General features: G+C 62.3%; 17 protein-coding genes. 8 read left to right on the top strand and 9 right to left on the bottom strand.

Annotation, left to right across the window (positions count from 1 at the left end; translation table 11 throughout):
* Positions 1–3 precede the first annotated feature (3 nt).
* The 8 genes from ACJ8HA_RS02155 to ssuD all read right to left on the bottom strand — a co-directional run bounded on the left by ACJ8HA_RS02155 (position 4) and on the right by ssuD (position 9504).
* On the bottom strand, positions 4–1221 hold the full coding sequence (locus ACJ8HA_RS02155; protein WP_049203556.1) for an acyl-CoA dehydrogenase family protein: 1218 nt from the start codon (positions 1219–1221) through the stop codon (positions 4–6).
* A gap of 17 nt (positions 1222–1238) precedes the next feature.
* Positions 1239–2672 carry an MFS transporter gene (locus tag ACJ8HA_RS02150; protein ID WP_319868759.1) on the bottom strand — a complete coding sequence of 478 codons (1434 nt, stop codon included), beginning with the start codon at positions 2670–2672 and terminating at the stop codon, positions 1239–1241.
* A 183-nt stretch (positions 2673–2855) separates the two neighbouring features.
* Positions 2856–3731 (bottom strand): MetQ/NlpA family ABC transporter substrate-binding protein, encoded by an 876-nt coding sequence (locus ACJ8HA_RS02145; protein ID WP_089196030.1) that lies wholly within the window; start codon positions 3729–3731, stop codon positions 2856–2858.
* Positions 3732–3733: 2 nt separating this feature from the next.
* On the bottom strand, positions 3734–4438 hold the full coding sequence (locus tag ACJ8HA_RS02140) for a methionine ABC transporter permease (protein WP_016927110.1): 705 nt from the start codon (positions 4436–4438) through the stop codon (positions 3734–3736).
* Positions 4435–5454 (bottom strand): methionine ABC transporter ATP-binding protein, encoded by a 1020-nt coding sequence (locus ACJ8HA_RS02135; RefSeq protein ID WP_043143177.1) that lies wholly within the window; start codon positions 5452–5454, stop codon positions 4435–4437. Before ACJ8HA_RS02135 ends, ACJ8HA_RS02140 begins: the two co-directional genes overlap by 4 nt.
* Before the next feature lie 7 nt (positions 5455–5461).
* Positions 5462–6868, bottom strand: coding sequence for an LLM class flavin-dependent oxidoreductase (locus tag ACJ8HA_RS02130; protein WP_025303423.1), 1407 nt, complete (start codon positions 6866–6868; stop codon positions 5462–5464).
* 84 nt (positions 6869–6952) lie between these two features.
* Complete coding sequence (locus tag ACJ8HA_RS02125) at positions 6953–8332, bottom strand: FAD/NAD(P)-binding protein (protein ID WP_442515171.1); 1380 nt, start codon at positions 8330–8332, stop codon at positions 6953–6955.
* Entirely contained in the window at positions 8332–9504 is a 1173-nt protein-coding gene (gene ssuD / locus ACJ8HA_RS02120) for an FMNH2-dependent alkanesulfonate monooxygenase (RefSeq protein ID WP_043143175.1), read from the bottom strand. The genes ACJ8HA_RS02125 and ssuD overlap by 1 nt, the downstream gene beginning before the upstream one ends.
* A 277-nt stretch (positions 9505–9781) precedes the next feature.
* Here ssuD and ACJ8HA_RS02115 point away from each other — a divergent pair, with 277 nt between their 5' ends.
* Positions 9782–11695 carry a sigma-54-dependent Fis family transcriptional regulator gene (locus tag ACJ8HA_RS02115; RefSeq protein WP_049203568.1) on the top strand — a complete coding sequence of 638 codons (1914 nt, stop codon included), beginning with the start codon at positions 9782–9784 and terminating at the stop codon, positions 11693–11695.
* Positions 11696–11774: 79 nt separating this feature from the next.
* On the opposite strand, the gene ACJ8HA_RS02110 is transcribed toward ACJ8HA_RS02115, so the two are convergent.
* Positions 11775–12785 (bottom strand): GntR family transcriptional regulator, encoded by a 1011-nt coding sequence (locus ACJ8HA_RS02110; RefSeq protein ID WP_025303427.1) that lies wholly within the window; start codon positions 12783–12785, stop codon positions 11775–11777.
* Positions 12786–13131: 346 nt separating this feature from the next.
* Between ACJ8HA_RS02110 and ACJ8HA_RS02105 the strand changes: the two genes are divergently transcribed.
* The 7 genes from ACJ8HA_RS02105 to ACJ8HA_RS02075 all read left to right on the top strand — a co-directional run bounded on the left by ACJ8HA_RS02105 (position 13132) and on the right by ACJ8HA_RS02075 (position 19756).
* Positions 13132–14499 carry an amidase gene (locus ACJ8HA_RS02105; protein WP_197813515.1) on the top strand — a complete coding sequence of 456 codons (1368 nt, stop codon included), beginning with the start codon at positions 13132–13134 and terminating at the stop codon, positions 14497–14499.
* A gap of 65 nt (positions 14500–14564) precedes the next feature.
* Positions 14565–15446 (top strand): polysaccharide deacetylase family protein, encoded by an 882-nt coding sequence (locus ACJ8HA_RS02100; RefSeq protein WP_127146057.1) that lies wholly within the window; start codon positions 14565–14567, stop codon positions 15444–15446.
* Positions 15447–15481: 35 nt separating this feature from the next.
* Positions 15482–16822, top strand: coding sequence for an MFS transporter (locus tag ACJ8HA_RS02095; protein ID WP_060447883.1), 1341 nt, complete (start codon positions 15482–15484; stop codon positions 16820–16822).
* A gap of 42 nt (positions 16823–16864) precedes the next feature.
* On the top strand, positions 16865–17644 hold the full coding sequence (locus ACJ8HA_RS02090; RefSeq protein ID WP_025303433.1) for an SDR family NAD(P)-dependent oxidoreductase: 780 nt from the start codon (positions 16865–16867) through the stop codon (positions 17642–17644).
* Positions 17645–17658: 14 nt separating this feature from the next.
* Positions 17659–18405: an SDR family NAD(P)-dependent oxidoreductase gene (locus ACJ8HA_RS02085; protein WP_025303434.1), complete on the top strand. Its 747-nt coding sequence runs from the start codon at positions 17659–17661 to the stop codon at positions 18403–18405.
* 68 nt (positions 18406–18473) lie between these two features.
* Positions 18474–18731, top strand: a complete 258-nt coding sequence (locus tag ACJ8HA_RS02080; protein WP_225735623.1) for a hypothetical protein — start codon at positions 18474–18476, stop codon at positions 18729–18731.
* Positions 18728–19756: a CobW family GTP-binding protein gene (locus ACJ8HA_RS02075; protein ID WP_164067420.1), complete on the top strand. Its 1029-nt coding sequence runs from the start codon at positions 18728–18730 to the stop codon at positions 19754–19756. Before ACJ8HA_RS02080 ends, ACJ8HA_RS02075 begins: the two co-directional genes overlap by 4 nt.
* Positions 19757–19774: the final 18 nt, after the last annotated feature.

The following is a 19774-nucleotide window of genomic DNA, read 5'->3' as shown; positions in this document are numbered from 1 at the left end:
GCCTCAACCGCCACTGCCGATTTGCCAGATAAAGGTCGGCGTATGGCGGTTAATTTCCCAGTCACCGATATTGCGCGCCTTGTAGATCACCGGATTATGTGAAGAGAGCGTGCGCGCATTGCGCCAGTGGCGATCCAACGCCTTGCCGGTACGGGTATCTGAAGCGCCGAGCGCATTGAACAATTCACCGGCGGCGCGCTGCACCCACTCCCCGGCGATGACCTGCGCCCTGGCGGCGTCCAGTTCCGCCGTCACGTTAAGCGCCTGCAGCAGCGCTTCATCGCCGGATCGATGCGCCTCGTAAGCCTGCTGCAGCGAGGAAGTCGCTTTTAGCACCGTCGCCTCAACCGCATAGGCCCAGGCGCTGATTTGCCCCACCACCTGCTGGATCTGCACGTCGTCCTTCACCCAACCGGCGTTGCCGTGGCTATAGATCCTTTTACGTTGCCTCACGCCCTCGCCGACGTCTCGCAGCACCGCGCGGCCGATCCCCGCCAGCGTCGCCAGCAACACATGCTGATAGAACGCAGTTTGGTAACGGAAGCGCTCGGCAAAGGCGTAGACGTGCGCCTGCTCGACCTGCGCATCAATAAAACGCGTGGTGCCGCTGCCGGTAGTGCGTTGGCCAAATCCGTCCCAGTCGTCGTCGCGCTCTACGCCCGGCTGGGTGACGTTCACCAAAGCGATCACCGGGCCGCCGTTGTCGCTACGCTCGGCATACACGTCGATCCAATCGGCAAACAGACTGCCGGTGCTGTAAAATTTCTCGCCGTTGAGCGACCAGCCGTCGGCCTGTGGCGTTACCCGGGTATTGACCTGCCCCAGCTTCACGCCGCCGATCTCGGTCCAACCGCTGCCGACCAGCTCGCCGTCGAGAAAGCGTTCGAACCAGCGATCGCGCTCCGGGCCGTCCGGCGCGTTCAGCCGATCTTCCACGAAGGCGAAATGCGCCCGCAGCGCCTGCGGCAGGTTAGAGTCCGCCTCCGCCAGTTCGGCCAGCAGTTCGAACAGCTGCGGCAACGAAGCGCCGTCGCCGCCCTTTTCACGCGGGAGGCGCACCTTGCCGAACCCCGCCTCTTTCAGCCAACGGATCGGTTCATGCGGCAGCGTGCGCGACAGCTCTCGCTCCACCGCCCCGGCGGCGATTTCGGCGAAGATCGGCCGAAAACGCGCGGCCAGCTGTGCGTAGTCTGCTCCGGTGGATAACAGGTGTTGCGTCATGTCAGTGTCCTCTGTGGTTAAGCGCGATCGGCCAGATCGTCGATATCGTGCGCCGTCGGTTCAAAGCGAATGATCAGCAGGAAGACGATGGGGATCGCCGCCGCCAGTGAAACAATCCAAAACATGTCGGTGCCGAAGCGCGCCTGCAAAATCGGCAGAATAAACAGCGCCAGCGCGCTGCCGATACCGGACAGCGAACGGCCGAAACCGACGCCGGTGGCGCGGATCGCCGTCGGGTAAGAGAGCGCCGGATAAATCATCATCTGCGCGCCGGGGCCGAATCCTTCGGCGAACAGCCATAGGCCCAACATCAGGATCGCCAGCCCAACGCCGAACGCCGCCTGCGGATGTCCGATCAACGCCAGGGCAATCAGCGCGATAAACTGCAGCGCAAATCCGGCGATCGCCACCTGGCGCGACGGATACTTCCATGCCAGACGCATGCCGAGCAGGCCACCGGTAAAGGCGAACAGCACGTTCAGCCCGAGCGAAGCGGAGATAGTTTCAAACACCCCGGCGCCGAGAAACTGCGCCAGAATCGACGGCAGAAAGAAGGCGATGGCGGTGTATTCAAAGGAAATGCAAACGTTCATCACGCTGGTGACCAGCGTGCGCTCGCGGTACGGCTTGCGGAACAGCACGCGGAAGCTGACCTTCGGCGGCGCCGCCGGTTGGGCGGCGTCAGGTTCCGCCTCATGGGCGGCAATGCCGTATGACTCGCGCAGGATGCGCGCCGCCTCTTTCAGATCGCCCTGGTTAGCGGCCCACAGCGGCGACTCGTTCATAAACTTGCTGCGCACCATGATGATCAGCAACGCCGGCACGGCGCCGAAAATCAACGAGGCGCGCCACAACCAGTTCGCATATTCGGCCGGCAATAGAAAATAGAGCGCAAAGATGATCAGAAAACACACCGACGAAGCGGCGTACCACATCGGGCACCAGGCCGCCAGGCGCGACGCCTTGTTGGCCTTGCCGGTGAATTTGGAGAATTCGGCCAGATAGGCCATCGCCACCGGCAAATCGATGCCGACGCCGATCCCCATCAAAAAGCGCGCGCCTATCAGCACCCAGACGTTGGGCGCCAGCCCGGCGGCGATGGCGGAAACCACAAAAAACAGCATATCGGCCATAAACACCTGATAGCGGCCGTACTTGTCGGTCAACCAGCCGCCGACCAGGTTGCCGAGAATGGTCCCGACCATGATCGAAGAAGTTACCACCCCGGTCAGCAGCGGGCTGAGGCTGAATTCACGCACCACGTCATCGATGCCGTAAGACAGCGTGGTCAGGTCATAGGCATCGAGAAAAACACCGCCCAGCGCCAACAGCACGATCATGCGCGCATGGGTATTTTTCTCGCTGCGCTGGTTAATCAAACGCGCCACATCGCTGGCCGAGCCGATGGGCGCAGATAACGGCGGCGCGGTATCGATATTTAAGGTACTCATAGCTTCCTCGTTGTAATTGGCAGGTGACACCTCGTTTATAGGGTGAAAAAATTACGCCGACAAACAACAATTTCTTCTATAAATATCATTAATATCAATAAATTAAACACAGTTACAGCGTAACAAAAACGCCGGATTAACGCGCGTTAATCCGGTCTTTATCACGGTCATTTCGGGCGGGGATTATTCTGCCGAGACCGGCACCAGCACGCCTTTCACCAGCGGGTCGTCGGTGCTTTTCAGCCACGCCTGCAACCTGGGATCGGCAAACGCCCGCTGCAGCTTGCGAATATTTTCGTCCTGCAGATAGGGCGTGCCAATCACCAGCTGCGAGGCGAAGGTTTTCGGCGCCGGTGGGAACAAGATGCCCTTCTCACGCGGCACCTTGCCGGCGTCGAACTGCGACACATAGCCAATGGCCGCATCTACCGAATTCAGCGCGCGCGGCATGGTCAGCAAATCCAGCTCCTTGAAGTTAAAATGGCGTTTGTTCTCGCGAATGTCTTTCAGCCTGGCGGTGCGCGCCTCGATCGCCGGATCCAGCCCGATCAGTCCAATGCGCTGCAGCAGCCACAACGCCTGCCCCTGATTGGCGCCGTCGTTGGGCACCACGATCTCCGCGCCGTCCGGCAACTCCGCGATCGACGTATAGCGGTCGGAATAAATGCCAAACGCCCACTGAAACACCGGCAGCGTCGGGGTCAGCTTAAAACCATTGGCATCTACCACCTGCTTTAGCCACCATTGGTGCTGGTAGATCGTGGCGGCGTACTGCCCCTGCGCCACCGCACGATCGGCCTGCACCGGATCCTGCAGGCCAACCGCCTCCAGCCTAAGGCCGTAATCCGGCGCGATATGGTCGCCGACGTACTCGATCACCCGCTGCTCTCCGGCCATCGCCGGCTCAAAGTGCACTTTCAACGTGCTGCCGAACTGCACCGTCTGCTGCTGGCCGGCGCTGAAGTGCCAAACCGCGGCGGCGACAATCGCCACCGCCGCGATACCCACCGGCCACGGCCAGCGTTTCTTCTTCACTATCTCAAAATCGTGATTAGGCATGATTAAAAGGTTTCCTGATGATGACGCAACGCGGCGACCAGGCGGTCACCAATAAACTGAATCAGTTGAATCGTGGCGATCAGCACCACAATGGTGGCGATCATGATGTGATTGTCGAAACGCTGGTAGCCGTACACCACCGCCAGATAGCCGATGCCGCCCGCGCCAATGGTGCCGGCGATGGCCGAATACTCGATCATCGAGATGACGTTCAGCGTGATGGCGGCGACGATCGCCGGCAGCGCCTCGCTGAGCTGCGCGCGGGTGACTATCTGCCAGATCGAACCGCCGGACACCAGCCCCACCGCCGTCACCTCCGGCGGCAGTTCGCGCAGCGCGTTCTCCACCAGCCGGCCAAAGAACGGAATGCCGGCGACGATCATCGGGATCACCGCCGCCGGAATGCCGATGGTGGTGCCGGTCAACCAGAAGGTGAACGGAATAATCGCCGCCATCAGCACCAGAAACGGCAGCGAACGGCCCATGTTCACCAACCAGCTCAGCGCGCGATTCAGCGCCGGGCGCGGAAACAAGCCGCGCGATGAGGTGTTGAACAACACCACGCCGACGGCGCCGCCGATCGCCACCACAAACAGCATCACGATGCCGACCATCAGCCAGGTTTCGCCGTAGGCCGGCAGCATCAACCGATGGATCTCGCGCCAGGGTGTGTCCTGGCTCATCACGCTGTCAGACAGATTTTTCATACCGCCTCCTGCAAGGCCGCCGGCTGTTCCAGCACCTCGGCGAGAATGCCCAACCGTCGCAGCTCGCCCTGCAGTTCAGCCACCGAACGCGAACCGCCGCCAAAACGCACCGCAATCTCTAACCGCCCGGCCAGGCTGCCGCCCACCACTTCAACGTGGCCGCCCAGCAGATCGATCTGCAGGTCGAGTTGGCGGCTGATGCGGCTGATCCAGTCGGTGGCCGCCGGCTGACGGGCGGAATAGGTCACCTGCAGCCGCAACGCGGCATCGGACGCCAGCGTCTTCAGCGGGAACAGCTGGCGGCCCAGCGAGGAATCGGGCGCCGCCAACAGCTCGCGCACCGGCCCTTGCTGCACAATCACGCCGTCGCGGATCTCGGCCACCGCGTCGGCGGCGTCGCGCACCGCATCCATCTCGTGGGTGATCAGGATGATCGACAGGCCATACCGATCGCGCAGCTGTTTAAGCAGGCTGAGAATGGCCCCGGTGGCGTCCGGATCCAGCCCGGAGGTGGCCTCATCCGCCAGCAGCACCGACGGATTCAGCGCCAGCGCGCGGGCGATGCCGACCCTTTGGCGCTGGCCGCCGGACAGCTGAGCCGGGTAAAACGCCGCCTTGTCCGCCAACCCTACCGCTGCCAGCAGGCTCTTTACCCGCTTGTCGATATCGCGCGGCACCACGCCCAGATAGGTCAACGGCAGCGCCACATTCTGCCAGGCGGTTTTACGCTGCAGCAGCGCGGAAGACTGGAACACCGTGCCTATCGCCCGCCGCTCCCTGCGCAGCGCCTCGCCCGCAAGCCGCGACAAGTCCTGGCCGTTCACCCGGATACTGCCGCTGCTCGGCCGCTCCAGCAGGCTGATGCATTTCGCCAGCGTCGATTTGCCCGCCCCGCTGGGGCCGACCACGGCGGTAATCGATCCGGCCGGCACCTGCAGCGAAACGCCCTTCAGCACCTCAATCCGTCGCCCGTCCGGCGCGCGGTAAGCCTTGTGCAATCCTTCAATCTCTATCATCGCATCCTCACTTGACGCTCAGTGCATCGGCCAAGAGCGCGCCGGCCGGCCAGCGGTAGCCCACCGCCGGGTGCGGCTCTGCCAGGCGCGGCCCCTGATTGAACAATTTTTCTCGCAGAGTGCCCGCTGTGTAGTCGCGCTTATACACTCCGCGTTTTTGCAGCTCGGGGATAAGCAGTTCCACCACGTCGGTGAAGGTTTCATGGGTAACGGCGTAGGCCAAATTGAAACCGTCAACATCCGTTTCCTCCACCCACGCCTGCAGTTCGTCGGCCACGGTTTGCGGGCCGCCCACCAACAGCGGGCCGAAACCGCCGATGCCGACCCATTCGGCGATGCCCTGTACGGTCCATTCACGGCTGGGATCGGCGCTGGAGAAAGTTTCCACCGCCGACTGAATGGCATTGGTGTGCAGATGCTTCAGCACCTGATCCGGCTGATACTGACCGAAATCGATGCCGGTCCAGCCGGACACCAGCGCCAGCGCGCCTTCGTAGCTGGTATAGGATTTGTATTCCCGCCATTTTTCCTGCGCCTGCCGGTCAGTTTCACCGACGATCACCGTCTGCAGGTTGAAGATCAGGATGCTGCGCGGGTCGCGCCCGGCCTCGGCGGCGCGGCGGCGGATATCGGCCACGGTTTTTTTCAGCAAGGTTTTCGAAGGAGAGGCGACAAACACGCATTCGGCGTGCTCCGCGGCAAATTGCTTGCCACGGCTGGAAGCGCCGGCCTGATACAACACTGGCGTGCGCTGCGGCGAAGGCTCGCTCAGGTGAATGCCCGGCACCTGGAAGAACTCGCCTTTGTGGTTGATCGGATGAATTTTCGCCGGATCGCTGAAGATGCGCCGCTGACGATCGCGCAAAATCGCGCCGTCTTCCCAACTGCCCTCCAGCAGCTTGTAAACCACCTGTAGGTATTCATCGGCGTAGTCGTAGCGCGCATCGTGATCGGTCTGCGCCCGGTGGCCAATATTGCGCGCGCCGCTCTCCAGGTAAGAAGTGACGATATTCCAACCGATACGCCCCTTGGTCAGGTGATCAAGCGTCGACAATCTGCGGGCGAAAGGATAAGGGTGCTCAAATGACAGCGAGGCGGTCAACCCGAAGCCGAGATGTTCGGTAACCAGCGCCATCGGCGTCACCAGCGCCAGCGGATCGTTAACCGGCACCTGCGTCGCCTGGCGGATCGCCGCGTCGCCGCTGCCGTTAAGCACGTCGTAAATCCCCAGCACGTCGGCGATAAACAATCCATCGAACTTGCCGCGTTCCAGCAGGCGCGCCAGATCGGTCCAATATTCGAGATCCTTATACTGCCAGGAACGGTCGCGCGGGTGCGCCCACAGCCCCGGCGACTGATGGCCGACGCAGTTCATATCAAAAGCGTTAAGACGAATTTCACGTTGCGATGACATAGCGAGCTCCACAATTATCTGCCGGCCACGGGCGGAGCCGGGCCGGATGGGGGGTCTTAGGGTGTTAAAAACGGGAATGGACGATCAGTTTGCAGCCGGACATCGCGCCAGCAGATATTGCGCGACGCTTTGGGCGTGTTCCGCCACCTGCGGCAGCCCCATCAGTTCGCCGAAGCGGCCACGCGCCGCCGGGCCGGCCACCAGCAGGCGCGGGTTGGCAAGGCCGTCGCCGCCGATCGCCTGGCTGTCGGCATTGACCCACAGCCCCAATCCCAGCGGATCGGCGCGCAGCGCCCCCTGCTCCGCCAGCGAGCTGAGCAACGGGCTGGCGGCGATCAGGCCGGCATGGGCCGGACCCGTAGCGATCAGCAGCCGCTGCGCCTGCAGCGCCCGCTCTGCGCCCTGGCGCGGCAGAATCGTCAAACGCACGCCCTGCGGCGTGGGTTCTGCCCGCCGCAAACGAGCGGCCAATACCTGCAGCGTGCCCGCCGCCTGTTGCTCCGCCAGCAACGTGCTCACCTGCGGCGCAATGCGATAGCGGTGCACGTCCCAATAGGCGCGCAGATGCCGCAGAAAGCGCTGCTGTTCGGTCGGCGTCAATGCTTGCCACAGACGCTGGCCCTGGGCGCGCACCTCGTCCAACACCGCCTGCCACGGCACCCGTTGCCCAGCGGCGCGCGCCACTTCAAGGCGCACCTGCCGCACCCCGTCACACAGTCCGGATGGCGGGGTAAACGACCACGTCGGGTACTCCCCTTCGGCATTGGCACGCGGCAACAAGCCATGACGAGAGAACGCGGTAATCGGCCCACGATGCCCGCGGCGGTGCAACGCCGCCACCGCATCGGCCATCGTCAGCCCGCTGCCGACGATCGCCAATGATTCATCGGGTTCAATCTCATCCAGCGCCCCCTCCGCCCAGGGATTGGCGATTAACCGCGCGTCGCGCGCCAGTTCCGGGGCGATCTGCCGCGGCAGCGCGGGCGGCGGATGGCTGGTCGCCAACACCACATAATCGCCCCACAGCCGTTCGCCGCCGGCGGTGATGACAGACGCGCCCTGCGCCTGCGGCTGCAGGTACTGCGCCCGATCGCGCAGGTGCCGCAAGCGGGCCTGGCCCGACTGCGCCGCCTGATGAAAACGTTCCTCGACATAGCGGCCGAAGGCGCCGCGCTGCGGATAGGCCTTACCGTCGCGCCATAACGCCTGCGGATCGGCCGTCAGCCCGCCGCCCTGACGGAACCAGCGGTCAAAATCCCCCGCGTGCTCATCCGCCAGCTGCATCCTATCGGCCGGGACGTTGATGCGGTGGGTCGGCTCGGTGGTCGAATACGCCACGCCATAGCCCGGCGCGGCGCGCGGTTCGATCACCGTGACATCCACCGCTCCGTGCGCCAGCTGGATCGCCAGCGCCGCGCCGGTGAAACCGCCGCCGATAACGATAATATGGGCACGCTTCGCCATCAGCCCTCCCGCTGCGCCGGGCCGGGACGACGATCGCCGCCGATGGTTTCGCCAAACGGGCCGGTATTGATCGTGCGAGCCGTCTGATGAGCCGACTGCGCCAGCGGCAGCAGCGGCATCACCAGCTCGGCGAAGCGGTGAGCCTCTTCCAGATGCGGATAGCCGGAAAGGATGAAATTGTCGATGCCCAGCGCCTGATACTCGCGTATGCGCGCCGCCACCTGCTGCGGATTGCCCACCAATGCGGTGCCGGCGCCACCGCGCACCAGGCCGACGCCGGCCCACAGGTTGGGGCCGATGCGCAGACTCTCGCGCGAGCCGCCGTGCAGCTCGCTCATGCGGCGCTGGCCGGTGGAGTCCATGCGCGCAAAAATCTGCTGCGCCGCCGCGATGGTGTCGTCATCCAGATGCGCGATCAGTCGCTCGGCCGCCGCCCAGGCTTCGTCTTCAGTTTCGCGCACGATAACGTGTAGGCGAATGCCATAGCTGAGTTTACGCCCCTGCCGCTCGGCGCGCTGGCGCACCGCCGCCAGCTTTTCCGCCACCTGAGCCAGCGGTTCGCCCCAGGTCAGGTAGGTGTCGATCTGCCCAGCGGCGATGTCGATCGCTTCCGGCGATGAGCCGCCGAAATAGAGCGGCGGGCCGTTTTCCTGCACCGGCGGGAACAGCAATTCGGCGCCTTCGACGCGAATATGCTTACCGCTGAAATCCACCTTCTCCCCTTGCAGCAGCCGTTGATACACCGTGAGAAATTCCTGTGTCACTTCGTAACGTTCGGCATGGCTGAGGAAGATGCCATCCCCTTTGTTTTCCACCGGATCGCCGCCGGTCACCACGTTGATCAGCAGGCGTCCGTCCGACAGCCGATCCAGCGTCGCCGCCATGCGCGCCGCCAGGCTCGGCGGCTGCAGGCCGGGGCGCACCGCCACCAGGTAGCGCAACCGGCGGGTGATCGGCGCCAGCGCCGCCGCCACCAGCCAGGAATCCTCGCAGCTTTTACCGGTTGGGATCAGCACGCCGTAATAGCCGAGGTTGTCGGCAGCCAGCGCCACCTGCTGCAAATAAGGCAGGTCCACCGGGCGCCCGCCCTGCGCCGTGCCCAGATAGCGGCCGTCGCCGTGGGTCGGCAGAAACCAGAAAACGTTGATGCGCTCTTTCACTGACTCAGTCATTTATGCCTTTCCTATATAACTATTTTCAGTATTTATCGATAGAAAAACCTTGCTTGGTTATAAAAAGAAAAGCAGGATGCATGCCACATTGCAGATTTTAAAAAACCAATACATATCAATATATTGATGAAATATCGACGTCAAAACACTGCTGCATTGGCAGCAGGCAGCGGCGGAAAGCTGTTGCCAATGCAGCACCGTGCGCCTTTTATCCTCTCGCGGCTGCCCATTGGCTGGGATAAGATTTTTTTCCCATCGTCGTAGACAGGAGACGCCCATGTACGATCCCCAACCGTTCGCCGCCGACAAGCCGGTGCTGATCGATCCGGCGTCGCTCGCTCTGCAAAGCGTGCTCGATCGGCTGGCTCCCACCGACGCCACCGTGCTGATCGTCGGTGAAACCGGCACCGGCAAAGAAGTGGTGGCGCGCTATCTGCACCACCACAGCGCGCGCCGCCATCAACCTTTCCTGGCGGTCAACTGCGGCGCGCTGACGGAAAGCCTGGCGGAAGCCGAACTGTTCGGCCATGAGAAAGGCGCCTTCACCGGCGCCGTCGGCACTCATCAGGGCTGGTTCGAAGCGGCGGAAGGCGGCACCCTGCTGCTGGACGAGATCGGCGAGTTGAACCTGTCGCTGCAGGTCAAGCTGCTGCGCGTGCTGCAGGAACGGGAGATCACCCGCGTCGGTTCGCGCAAACCGCTGAAGATCGATGTGCGGGTCATCGCCGCCACCCACGTCGATCTGGCCGGCGCGATTCGCCAACGGCGGTTCCGTGAAGATCTCTATTACCGCCTGAACGTGGCGGCGGTGACTTTACCGCCCTTGCGCCAGCGGCCGGAGGATATTCCGGTGCTGGCCAGACATTTTCTTGCGCTGTACGCCCGCCGTCTGGAACGGCCACTGCCGCGGTTGACGGCGGAAGCGCAGCAGGCGCTGCTGGACTACCCTTGGCCTGGCAACGTGCGCGAGCTGGAGAACACGCTGCATAATGCGGTCTTGCTGAGCCAGGAGGGGGCGATCGCACCGCAGCAACTGCAGCTCACCCATCGCCTGACGGATAACGACGGCGGCAGCGACGACGCCATCGACCGCTTTGTGCAGCGGCAGTTGCAAGGCGACAGCGCACAGCTTTACCAACGGGTGCTGGATGCGCTGGTGCGCAACGCCTTCGAAAGCAGCGGCGGCAACCAGCTGCAAGCGGCGTCGTTGCTTGGCGTCAGCCGCAATACCCTGCGCACCCATTTGGCACATCTTGGTCTGATCAAACCGCGCCGTCGCAGCGCCGGCGCACCCGCACATTCACCGGCCATCGCCGCAGCGTCTCTGCCCGAACGCGAACTGCGCATCGGCTATCAAAAGTTCGGCAACCTCGGGGTGCTCAAGGCGCGGCAAAGCCTGGAACAGCTCTTCGCCACACAGCGCATCAGCGTGTTGTGGAGCGAGTTTCCCGCCGGGCCGCAGCTGCTGCACGCGCTCGACGGCGATGAGATAGACTTCGGCACCACCGGCGAAGTGCCGCCGATCTTCGCCCAGGCACAGGGCAATGCGCTGGTGTACGTCGGTTTTGAGCCGCCTGCGCCGCAGAGCGTGGCGATGGTGGTGCCGCAAGACAGCCCAATACGCAGCGCCGCCGATCTGCGCGGCAAACGCATCGCGCTCAACAAAGGCTCCAACGTGCACTATTTATTGCTGCAGATGCTGGACGAACAGGGATTGACGTTGAACGACGTGCGTATCGTCTACGCGCCGCCGAAGTATCCGCTGTCGGCGACCGACCTGCAGGCGGTGGACGCCTGGATGATGTGGGATCCGCTGCTCAGCGACGCGCAGCGCAACGGGGAACTGCGCGTGCTCGCCGACGGCACCCAGCGGGTGCTCAATCAGCAATTCTACCTGGCGCGCCGCGGCTTCGCCGAGCGTTCGGACGATCTGTTGCGGCCGCTGATGCAGGCGCTGCAGCACACCGGCCGCTACATCGCCGCGCAGCCGAGAGAAGCCGCTCGTCACCTTTCCAACGAACTGGGGCTGGCGAGCGCCTCACTGGAACTCGCGCTGTCGCGCCGCAGCCACGAGGTTCGCGCCATGGATTTACAGGTGATCCGCCAGCAGCAAAGCATCGCCGACCGCTTCTACGCCCTCGGGCTGCTGCCCAGAGCGATCGCCGTGCGCGAGGCGGTTTGGCCGATGTGACTCCCTCTCGCCGGAGGCTCCGGCGCGGCGAGATCGGCCGCCCCGCGCAGGCCCGGGCGGAATAAACGCGACCGTAGACCTAGCTTAGCCGCAACAGGTAAGGCGGCAAGGCGGGTTCCGGCAATACCGAAATGACCTTCAGCCGTTGCAAGGTACGCATCTGTGCGCGGCGCAGATGCTCCTGCAACCCCAGCGCAGCCGCGTCGTTAGCGCCCTGCAACAACATCTGCAACACCAGGCGGTGTTCATTCAACATCGCTTCCTCAATCTTAATCCCCAGCATATCGTAGAAAATACGCGTGACGATGAGCGGCGACTGGCTTTGACGCAACACCCCCAGCAGGGTTTTATTCCCCGCCGGCGCCAGACAATGAATATGCAAGTCTTCCTCTACCCGCTCCAGGCTCGCCAGGGAAAATGTGCCTTGTTCCAGCTGAGTCAGGCGTTCCAGGCTGTCTAACACATGCTGGCGCGAGAGATGGGGTGCCGCCTTGAGCAAGGCGGCGGGCTCCAGACAGGCCCGAATTTCATAATGATCGGTGATTTCTCGGGCGGTGAGTGGCCCGGCCAGCCATTGCGCATAGGGCTCTTTCTCTACCAGCCCTTGATCGCGCAGTCTCATCAACGCTTCGCGAATGGCGCTGCGGCTGACATTATAAAATTCCGCCGCGCTGGCTTCATTGACCTGGTAGTGACCAAACACCATGCAGGTAGACAACGCCTCCTGCAAATCGCTGAATACCTTCTCACTCGTGCTACGGGTATCCACCAATTCTTCCTGCGGGCACAATCCCAACACGGCTCGGTTAAGCGGCAAACGCTGCGGCTCTACTTCACCCCCTTCAGGCGTCACGATGAAACCTCGGCCTTCGAAACGCGCTATCAGCCCCTCTTGATGGAGCAGCCCCAACGCTTTGCGAACCGGCACCCTGCTGGTACCGAACATGTCCGCCAGCGGCCCTTCAAGCAATACCAACCCTGCGGGCACCGACCCCGCACGAATGGCCTCATCCAGGGTTTGTCGGATCATTTCATAACGCGCGCCGGCGCGTGTTTCACCGCTGCTTTTCTCCACTCTCGTTTTTTCCATTAGCTCGTCACTCAACCACCGTTCCCCATGGAGTGACTGGCATTATGGCACACTCCACCCACCAAATTGGCGCTCACTCGTTCTTATCCCGTCATTGCCCTTTCTAAGGGCAATTGCCCCCCGGCATGCACCATAACGGCTAATTTAAATAAAAATACATTTTCAATACCGTGCTAGACCAACGAAAAACGTGCCCCACATCACCATTTTCAGCTTAAATAACACGTTATTTATCATTTCGATCACAACTCAGCACGAATTTTAACCAAGGGTAATGACAACCTGGCATCCAGCTTGCTACCTTAAAATGTATATTTTAATAAAAGATACATTTTAAGGTCATCCTATGAATCACACCCCTGGGCATGCCTTCCCTGATGCCATCCAACTGACGAGCGCGTTTCGCGAAGGAACGCTGACACCGAGCGAACTCGTGGAACACGCTTTGTCATCAGCCGCCGAAGCGCCAACGGTTTTCATCTGCCTGACCCCGGATCGCGCCCGTCGCGAAGCGGCTGAAGCGACCCGGCGTTGGCGCAGCAATGCGCCGCTCAGCGAGCTGGACGGGATTCCCATGGCCGTGAAAGATCTGCTCGATATGGCCGCAACGCAAACCAGCGCCGGTTCCGCGACCCTAGCCACCGCCCCGCCGGCGACACACGATGCGGCGACGATCGCGCAGCTTCAGAAGGCCGGGCTGGTCAGCATCGGCAAAACCAATCTCAGCGAGTTCGCCTATTCCGGTCTTGGCCTCAACCCACATTTTGGCACCCCTGCGCTCTTGGATCGCCACGGCACGGCTCGCGCACCAGGCGGATCGTCCAGCGGTTCGGCCAGCGCGGTCGCACGCGGTATCGTCCCCATAGCCATGGCGACCGATACCGCCGGTTCCGTTCGCATACCCGCCGCCTTTCACGGACTGATTGGCTACCGCAGCAGTAGCCAACGCTATAGTCGACGCGGCGTTTTTCCGTTATCCCCCAGCCTGGATACCCTCGGCCCCCTCTGCCGCAGCGTTCGCGACGCGATCGCTTTCGATCGGGTGCTGGTACCCGCGTCCCATCCGCTGTCGCCCTATCCGCTCACGGGCATGACGCTGCGGGTCGATCCCGATGTCTTGCACGATCCGCACGTACAACCTGCAGTCCGTCAAAATTTGCAGGCTGCTCTGGCGCGCCTGAGCGCGGCCGGCGCACATATTGACGAGCGCCCGGTCGCCACGCTGCGTCAGGCGCTCATCTGGGTAGCCGAACGAGGGTGGCCGGGCGCCGCAGAAGCGCTGGAACAGCATCGGGAACGTCTGCACAGCCCCTTGGCCGAGAGTATGGATCCGCGCGTGCGCAGCCGCTTACTGGCGGCGGAAACGCTCCCCGCCGATCTGCTGGCGCAGTTTTTGCGCCAGCGCGCCGGCTGGCAGCAGCAAATGCACGATGAATTGGCCGGTGCGCTGCTGATAACGCCGACCGTCGCCCACGTTGCCCCTCCGCTGGCCGCACTGGAAAACGACGCTGCGCTGTTTGCCCAAGCCAATCTGGCCACGTTGCGGCTCACCATGCCCGGCAGCCTGCTGGACATGCCGGGGATTGCCATGCCTACCGGCCATGATGGCGATGGTCTGGCGACCAGCGTACTGCTGTCGCTGCCGGCCGGCGACGATGAGCGTCTGCTCCGGATGGCTCTCAGTATCGAATATCGGTTGACGCAACAGAATTAACCCACGCAGGCCGCTGCTGTTGCGGCCGGCTCTCGCGATTGTTCGCACACTCAGGAGATAACAACATGGCTAAAGAAATACTTTGCGCATTCGGCGTCGATGTGGACGCCGTTGCCGGTTGGCTGGGGTCTTACGGCGGCGAAGATTCACCCGACGATATTTCACGCGGTATGTTTGCCGGTGAGGTAGGTGCGCCGCGCTTGCTTAAGCTGTTCGCCGATCACAACCTGCGCACTACCTGGTTTATACCCGGCCACTCCATCGAAACCTTCCCGGCACAGATGAAAGCGGTCGCGGATGCCGGGCATGAAATCGGCGTGCATGGCTACAGCCACGAAAACCCGATCGCCATGACCCCGGCGCAAGAAGAGGCAATCCTCGATCGCTGTATTGAGCTGGTGACACAATTATCCGGCAAGCGCCCTACCGGCTATGTCGCGCCCTGGTGGGAGTTCAGCAACGTCACTAACGAACTGTTGTTGAAGAAAGGCATCAAGTATGACCACAGCCTGATGCACAACGACTTCCACCCTTATTATGTCCGCGTCGGCGACAGCTGGACCCGCATCAACTACAGCCAGCATCCCGACAGCTGGATGAAACCGCTGGTGCGCGGTGAAGAGACCGATTTGGTGGAGATCCCAGCCAACTGGTATCTGGACGATTTGCCGCCCATGATGTTCATCAAAAAATCCCCCAACAGCCACGGCTTCGTCAACCCTCGCCATCTCGAAGAGATGTGGCGCGATCAGTTCGACTGGGTCTACCGCGAGCACGACTACGCCGTCTTCACCATGACCATCCACCCCGACGTCTCCGGCCGCCCGCAGGTGCTGTTGATGTTGGAACGCTTGATCAAACACATCCAGAGCCATCAAGGGGTTCGCTTCGTGACCTTTGATGAAATCGCCGACGACTACCTGCGCCGCATACCGCGCAAAGTCTGAAACTGCCGCTTTCCACCGCATGAGTGACAGCAAACATGAGCCTCTATAAAAAGACAACGGTCAACGGCTGGCAACCCCAGCAATTAACCATCAGGGACGCCAAATTCGCAACATGGATCGCTTTCTTCGCCTGGGTCTTCGCCGTCTATGATTTCATTCTTTTCGGCACATTGCTGCCGGAAATCGGCGATCACTTTGGCTGGAGCGAAGTAGAACAGGCCGAACTGGCCACCTGGGTGGCGGTAGGCGGCGCGATCATCGCGCTGGCTATCGGCCCGTTGGTCGACAAACTCGGCCGGCGGCTGGGCATCGTCGTTACCGTCGGTGGAGCCGCCGTTTGCTCGCTGCTGACTGCGATCGGCGGTGCCTGGGGGAAAGGCGCGCTGATCGGCATCCGTTCCGTAGCCGGGCTCGGTTACGCGGAACAAACCGTTAACGCCACCTACCTCACCGAGATCTACGCCGCTCTCGACGATCCGGCCCTCAATCGCCGCAAGGGATTCATCTACAGTCTGGTCCAGGGCGGCTGGCCGGTCGGCGCGCTGGTCGCTTCGGCGCTGACGGCATTGCTGATGCCGATCATAGGCTGGCAAGGCAGTTTTATTTTCGCCGCGCTGCCGTCGTTTATCATCGCGTTGCTGGCGTTGAAACTGAAAGAGACTCCGCAGTTTCAAATCCACCAGCACATTCATCAACTGCGCCATCTCGGTGATATCGAGCAAGCTCGGCAGGTCGCTCGCGATTACCAGGTCGATTATGACGCTCATCAGCAGGCCGGGCTGTCAGCCGCATTCCGCGGCGCTTCGCTGCGCGCCACATTGGTGCTGGGCGGTGCCGTGCTGATCAACTGGTTCGCTATCCAAATCTTCAGCGTGCTCGGCACTACGGTTCTTACTAAAGTGCACAGCGTCTCCTTCGCCAACTCGCTGCTGATTCTGGTGCTGTCCAACCTGGTGGGCTATTGCGGCTACCTGACGCACGGCTGGTTGGGCGATCGTTTCGGTCGCCGCAATACCATCGCCGTCGGCTGGATGATCGGCGGGGTGTCATTCGCCGTGATGCTTTTCTGCCCCAGCAACCTCCCGACGATCGTCGCGCTGTACAGCATCGGTTTGTTCTTTCTGATCGGCCCCTATGCGGCGGCGCTGTTTTTCATCAGCGAAAGCTTCCCTACCGCCATCCGCGCCACGGCCGGCGCGCTGATCGGCGCGATGGGGCCGATCGGCGCCATTATCGCCGGCATCGGTACCACCACCGTACTCAGCGACGGCGGCCACTGGCAAACCGCCGCGCTGTGGTTCGGCGCCGTACCCTGCTTCGCTTCCGGCGTCATCATGCTGTTCGCCCGCCATGTGGCGCCGCACAGCGTGCACTAAGTGCTCGAGGGGGGGAGCCCCCTCATGTTCGAGGAATCGTTTATGACTGAAAAATTATCTTCATCTCAACCGGTGGCGCTGATCAGCGGTGCGGCCAGTGGCATAGGATTGACCCTGGCGGAAGAGTATGCCCGCCGTGGCATCAGGATCGCCGCCGGCTATTTTCCCCAGGATCCGCACGACTATCGGCAAGCGGCGGAGCGCGTCGCCAACGCCGGCGGTGATGCCTTGTGGCTGGAATTGGACGTGGCCTCCACCGCCTCGGTGGAAGCCTTTGCCCTGCGCGCGGCAGAACACTTCGGCCGCGTCGATTATGCGGTGGCCAACGCCGGCCTGCTGCGCCGCTCACCGCTGGAAGAGATGAGCGACCAACAGTGGCACGAAATGCTCAATGTTGATCTCAGCGGCGTGATGCGACTGTTTCGCGCGGCGATCGGCCAGATGCGCGGCGGCGGCAGCCTGGTGGCGGTATCTTCCATCGCCGGTGGGGTCTACGGCTGGCAAGATCATGCTCACTACGCCGCCGCTAAAGCCGGCATCCCCGGCATCTGTCGTTCACTGGCGGTGGAATTGGCCCCACGCGGCATTCGCTGCAACGCGGTGATCCCCGGTTTGATTGAAACGCCGCAGTCGCTGGATGAAACCCACTCGCTGGGGCCGGCGGGCCTGGCCAAAGCCGCACGAGGCATTCCGCTGGGACGCGTAGGACGGCCGCAGGAGGTCGCCGCCCTGATACGTTTCTTGACCAGCGACGAGGCCTCGTACATCACCGGACAAAGCCTGATTATCGACGGCGGCCTGACGGTTCGCTGGCCAGAGTGAGCGGGGAGGAAAATATGATGCTGAAACACCGCCGCGCAACGATCACCGGCGCCGCCAGCGGCATAGGCGCCGCGATTGCCCTGTTGTTTGCCAGGGAGGGGGCAGCGCTGATGCTGAGCGACCGCGACGGCACCGGGCTGAACGTTATCGTCGAACGCTGTCGGGCTGAGGGCGCAACCTGCCATGGCACCGTCGCCGACGTCGGCAAACCGGACGGCGCCCGACGGGGCGTGGAGGCCTGCCTGCAACGGTTAGGCGGTATCGACATTCTGGTTAATAACGCCGGCATGCTTACCCAGGCGCCCTGCAGCGAACTGACGCTGGAGATGTGGGACGAGATGATGGCGGTCGATCTGCGCAGCGTTTTCCTCGCTTCGCAGCACGCACTGCCTTATATGCGCCGACAACGCTGGGGCCGCATCATCAATATCGCGTCGCAATTGGGCATTAAAGGCGGCGCCGAACTGAGCCACTATGCCGCCGCCAAGGCCGGGGTGATCGGCTTCACCAAGTCGCTGGCGCTTGAAGTCGCCTGCGACAATGTGCTGGTAAACGCCATTGCACCCGGTCCGATCAAGACCCCGTTGGTGGCCGGCATCAGCGATGCCTGGAAAGAGGCCAAAGCAAATGAGCTGCCGCTGGGACGGTTCGGCCTGGTCGAGGAAATCGCGCCGGTGGCGCTGCTGCTGGCCAGTGAGCCGGGCGGCAACCTGTTTGTCGGCCAAACGCTGGGGCCCAACGCCGGCGATGTGATGCCCTGATAGGAGAACCCCGAACGATGTGCGGACTCTGCGGACTATTGAACGACACGCCGCAATGGAGCGATCCGTTGCGACATTCTGACCTGCCCATGCGCCAGCGTCGGCTGCAACAGCTGGCGATACTGAATCGCGCTCTGGCCCCCTTAAAGCTGACGCTAAGCGATATCCACGGCAGCAGTTGGCTACTGGCCGGCGCTACCGGACAGCAGGCGATCGTTACCCGCCTGGATCAGCTTTGGCAAGAGGCCGAACGGCTGCTGAAACGGCCGATTGACCCGCTCGATGAACGCTATCTCACCGCCCTCATCTCTGCGGAGGCGCCATGAGCCCAGAAGATAAACTGCCGGTACACGTGTTGAGCGGTTTCCTGGGCAGCGGCAAAACCACCTTGCTTCAACGTTTGCTGGCAGGGCAGAACCTGGATGATGTCGCTCTGCTGGTCAACGAATTCGGTGAGGTCGGCATCGACCATTTGCTGCTGGGGGAGATCGCACCGGACACCGTGCTGTTGCCCGGAGGATGCGTCTGCTGCGCGATCCGCGGCGAGTTGAAACAGGCGCTGTTGGCGCTGTATGAACGCCGTCAACGTGGCGAGGTGCCGCCATTCAGCAAAGTGATCCTGGAAACCACCGGCCTGGCGGATCCGGCACCGATATTTGCCACATTGCTGCAAGACCGGCAGTTACAGTACCATTTCACCCCCGGTACCATGGTCACGCTGATCGACAGCGAACATGCCTGGCAGCAAGCCAACCATCATCCCGAATGGTTGGCCCAGGTCAGCGCCGCCGACTGGCTGGTGCTGAGTAAGACCGATCGTGTGCCGGCCGGCGAAGGGCCTGCGTTACTGGCGTACCTGCAGCAATTGAATCCGCTCGCGCAAACCGCCATGAGTCATCAATTGGCCAATGGCGATCTCAGCCTGTTCGATACCCCATGCTCGCCTCAGGTGCCTACGCGTTTTCGGCGTTGGCCGGCCGTTCCGGCCAAACAGGGGGCAGCACCTTACAGCAAGCCTGGGCAGCAGACGCACCCTACCACCGAGACCTGTATCATCACCTTCGAGCAACAGATAAACTGGTCGGCTTTCACCGTCTGGCTGTCGATGCTGCTGCATTGCCACGGACAATCTATACTGCGGATAAAAGGCATGCTGAACGTGCTGGAAAGCGATACGCCGGTGGTGATCCACGGCGTGCAGCACAGTCTGCATCCCCCGGAACATCTTGCCGCCTGGCCGGACGGCCGGCGGCGCACGCAGTTGGTCTTCATTCTGCGCGGCCTTGACCCCAAGCGGCTGCAGAACGCTTTTCAACGTTTTCTACACCCTTTTACGCAGCCATCCTTCTGATGGCTCCCCTTTGACGGA

Source organism: Serratia sp. CY33802, assembly GCF_052169095.1.
In the GTDB taxonomy this organism is placed as follows: domain Bacteria; phylum Pseudomonadota; class Gammaproteobacteria; order Enterobacterales; family Enterobacteriaceae; genus Serratia; species Serratia bockelmannii.
Note: the sequence above shows the minus strand (reverse complement) of the source record. Positions and strands in the feature narration are given on the sequence as shown.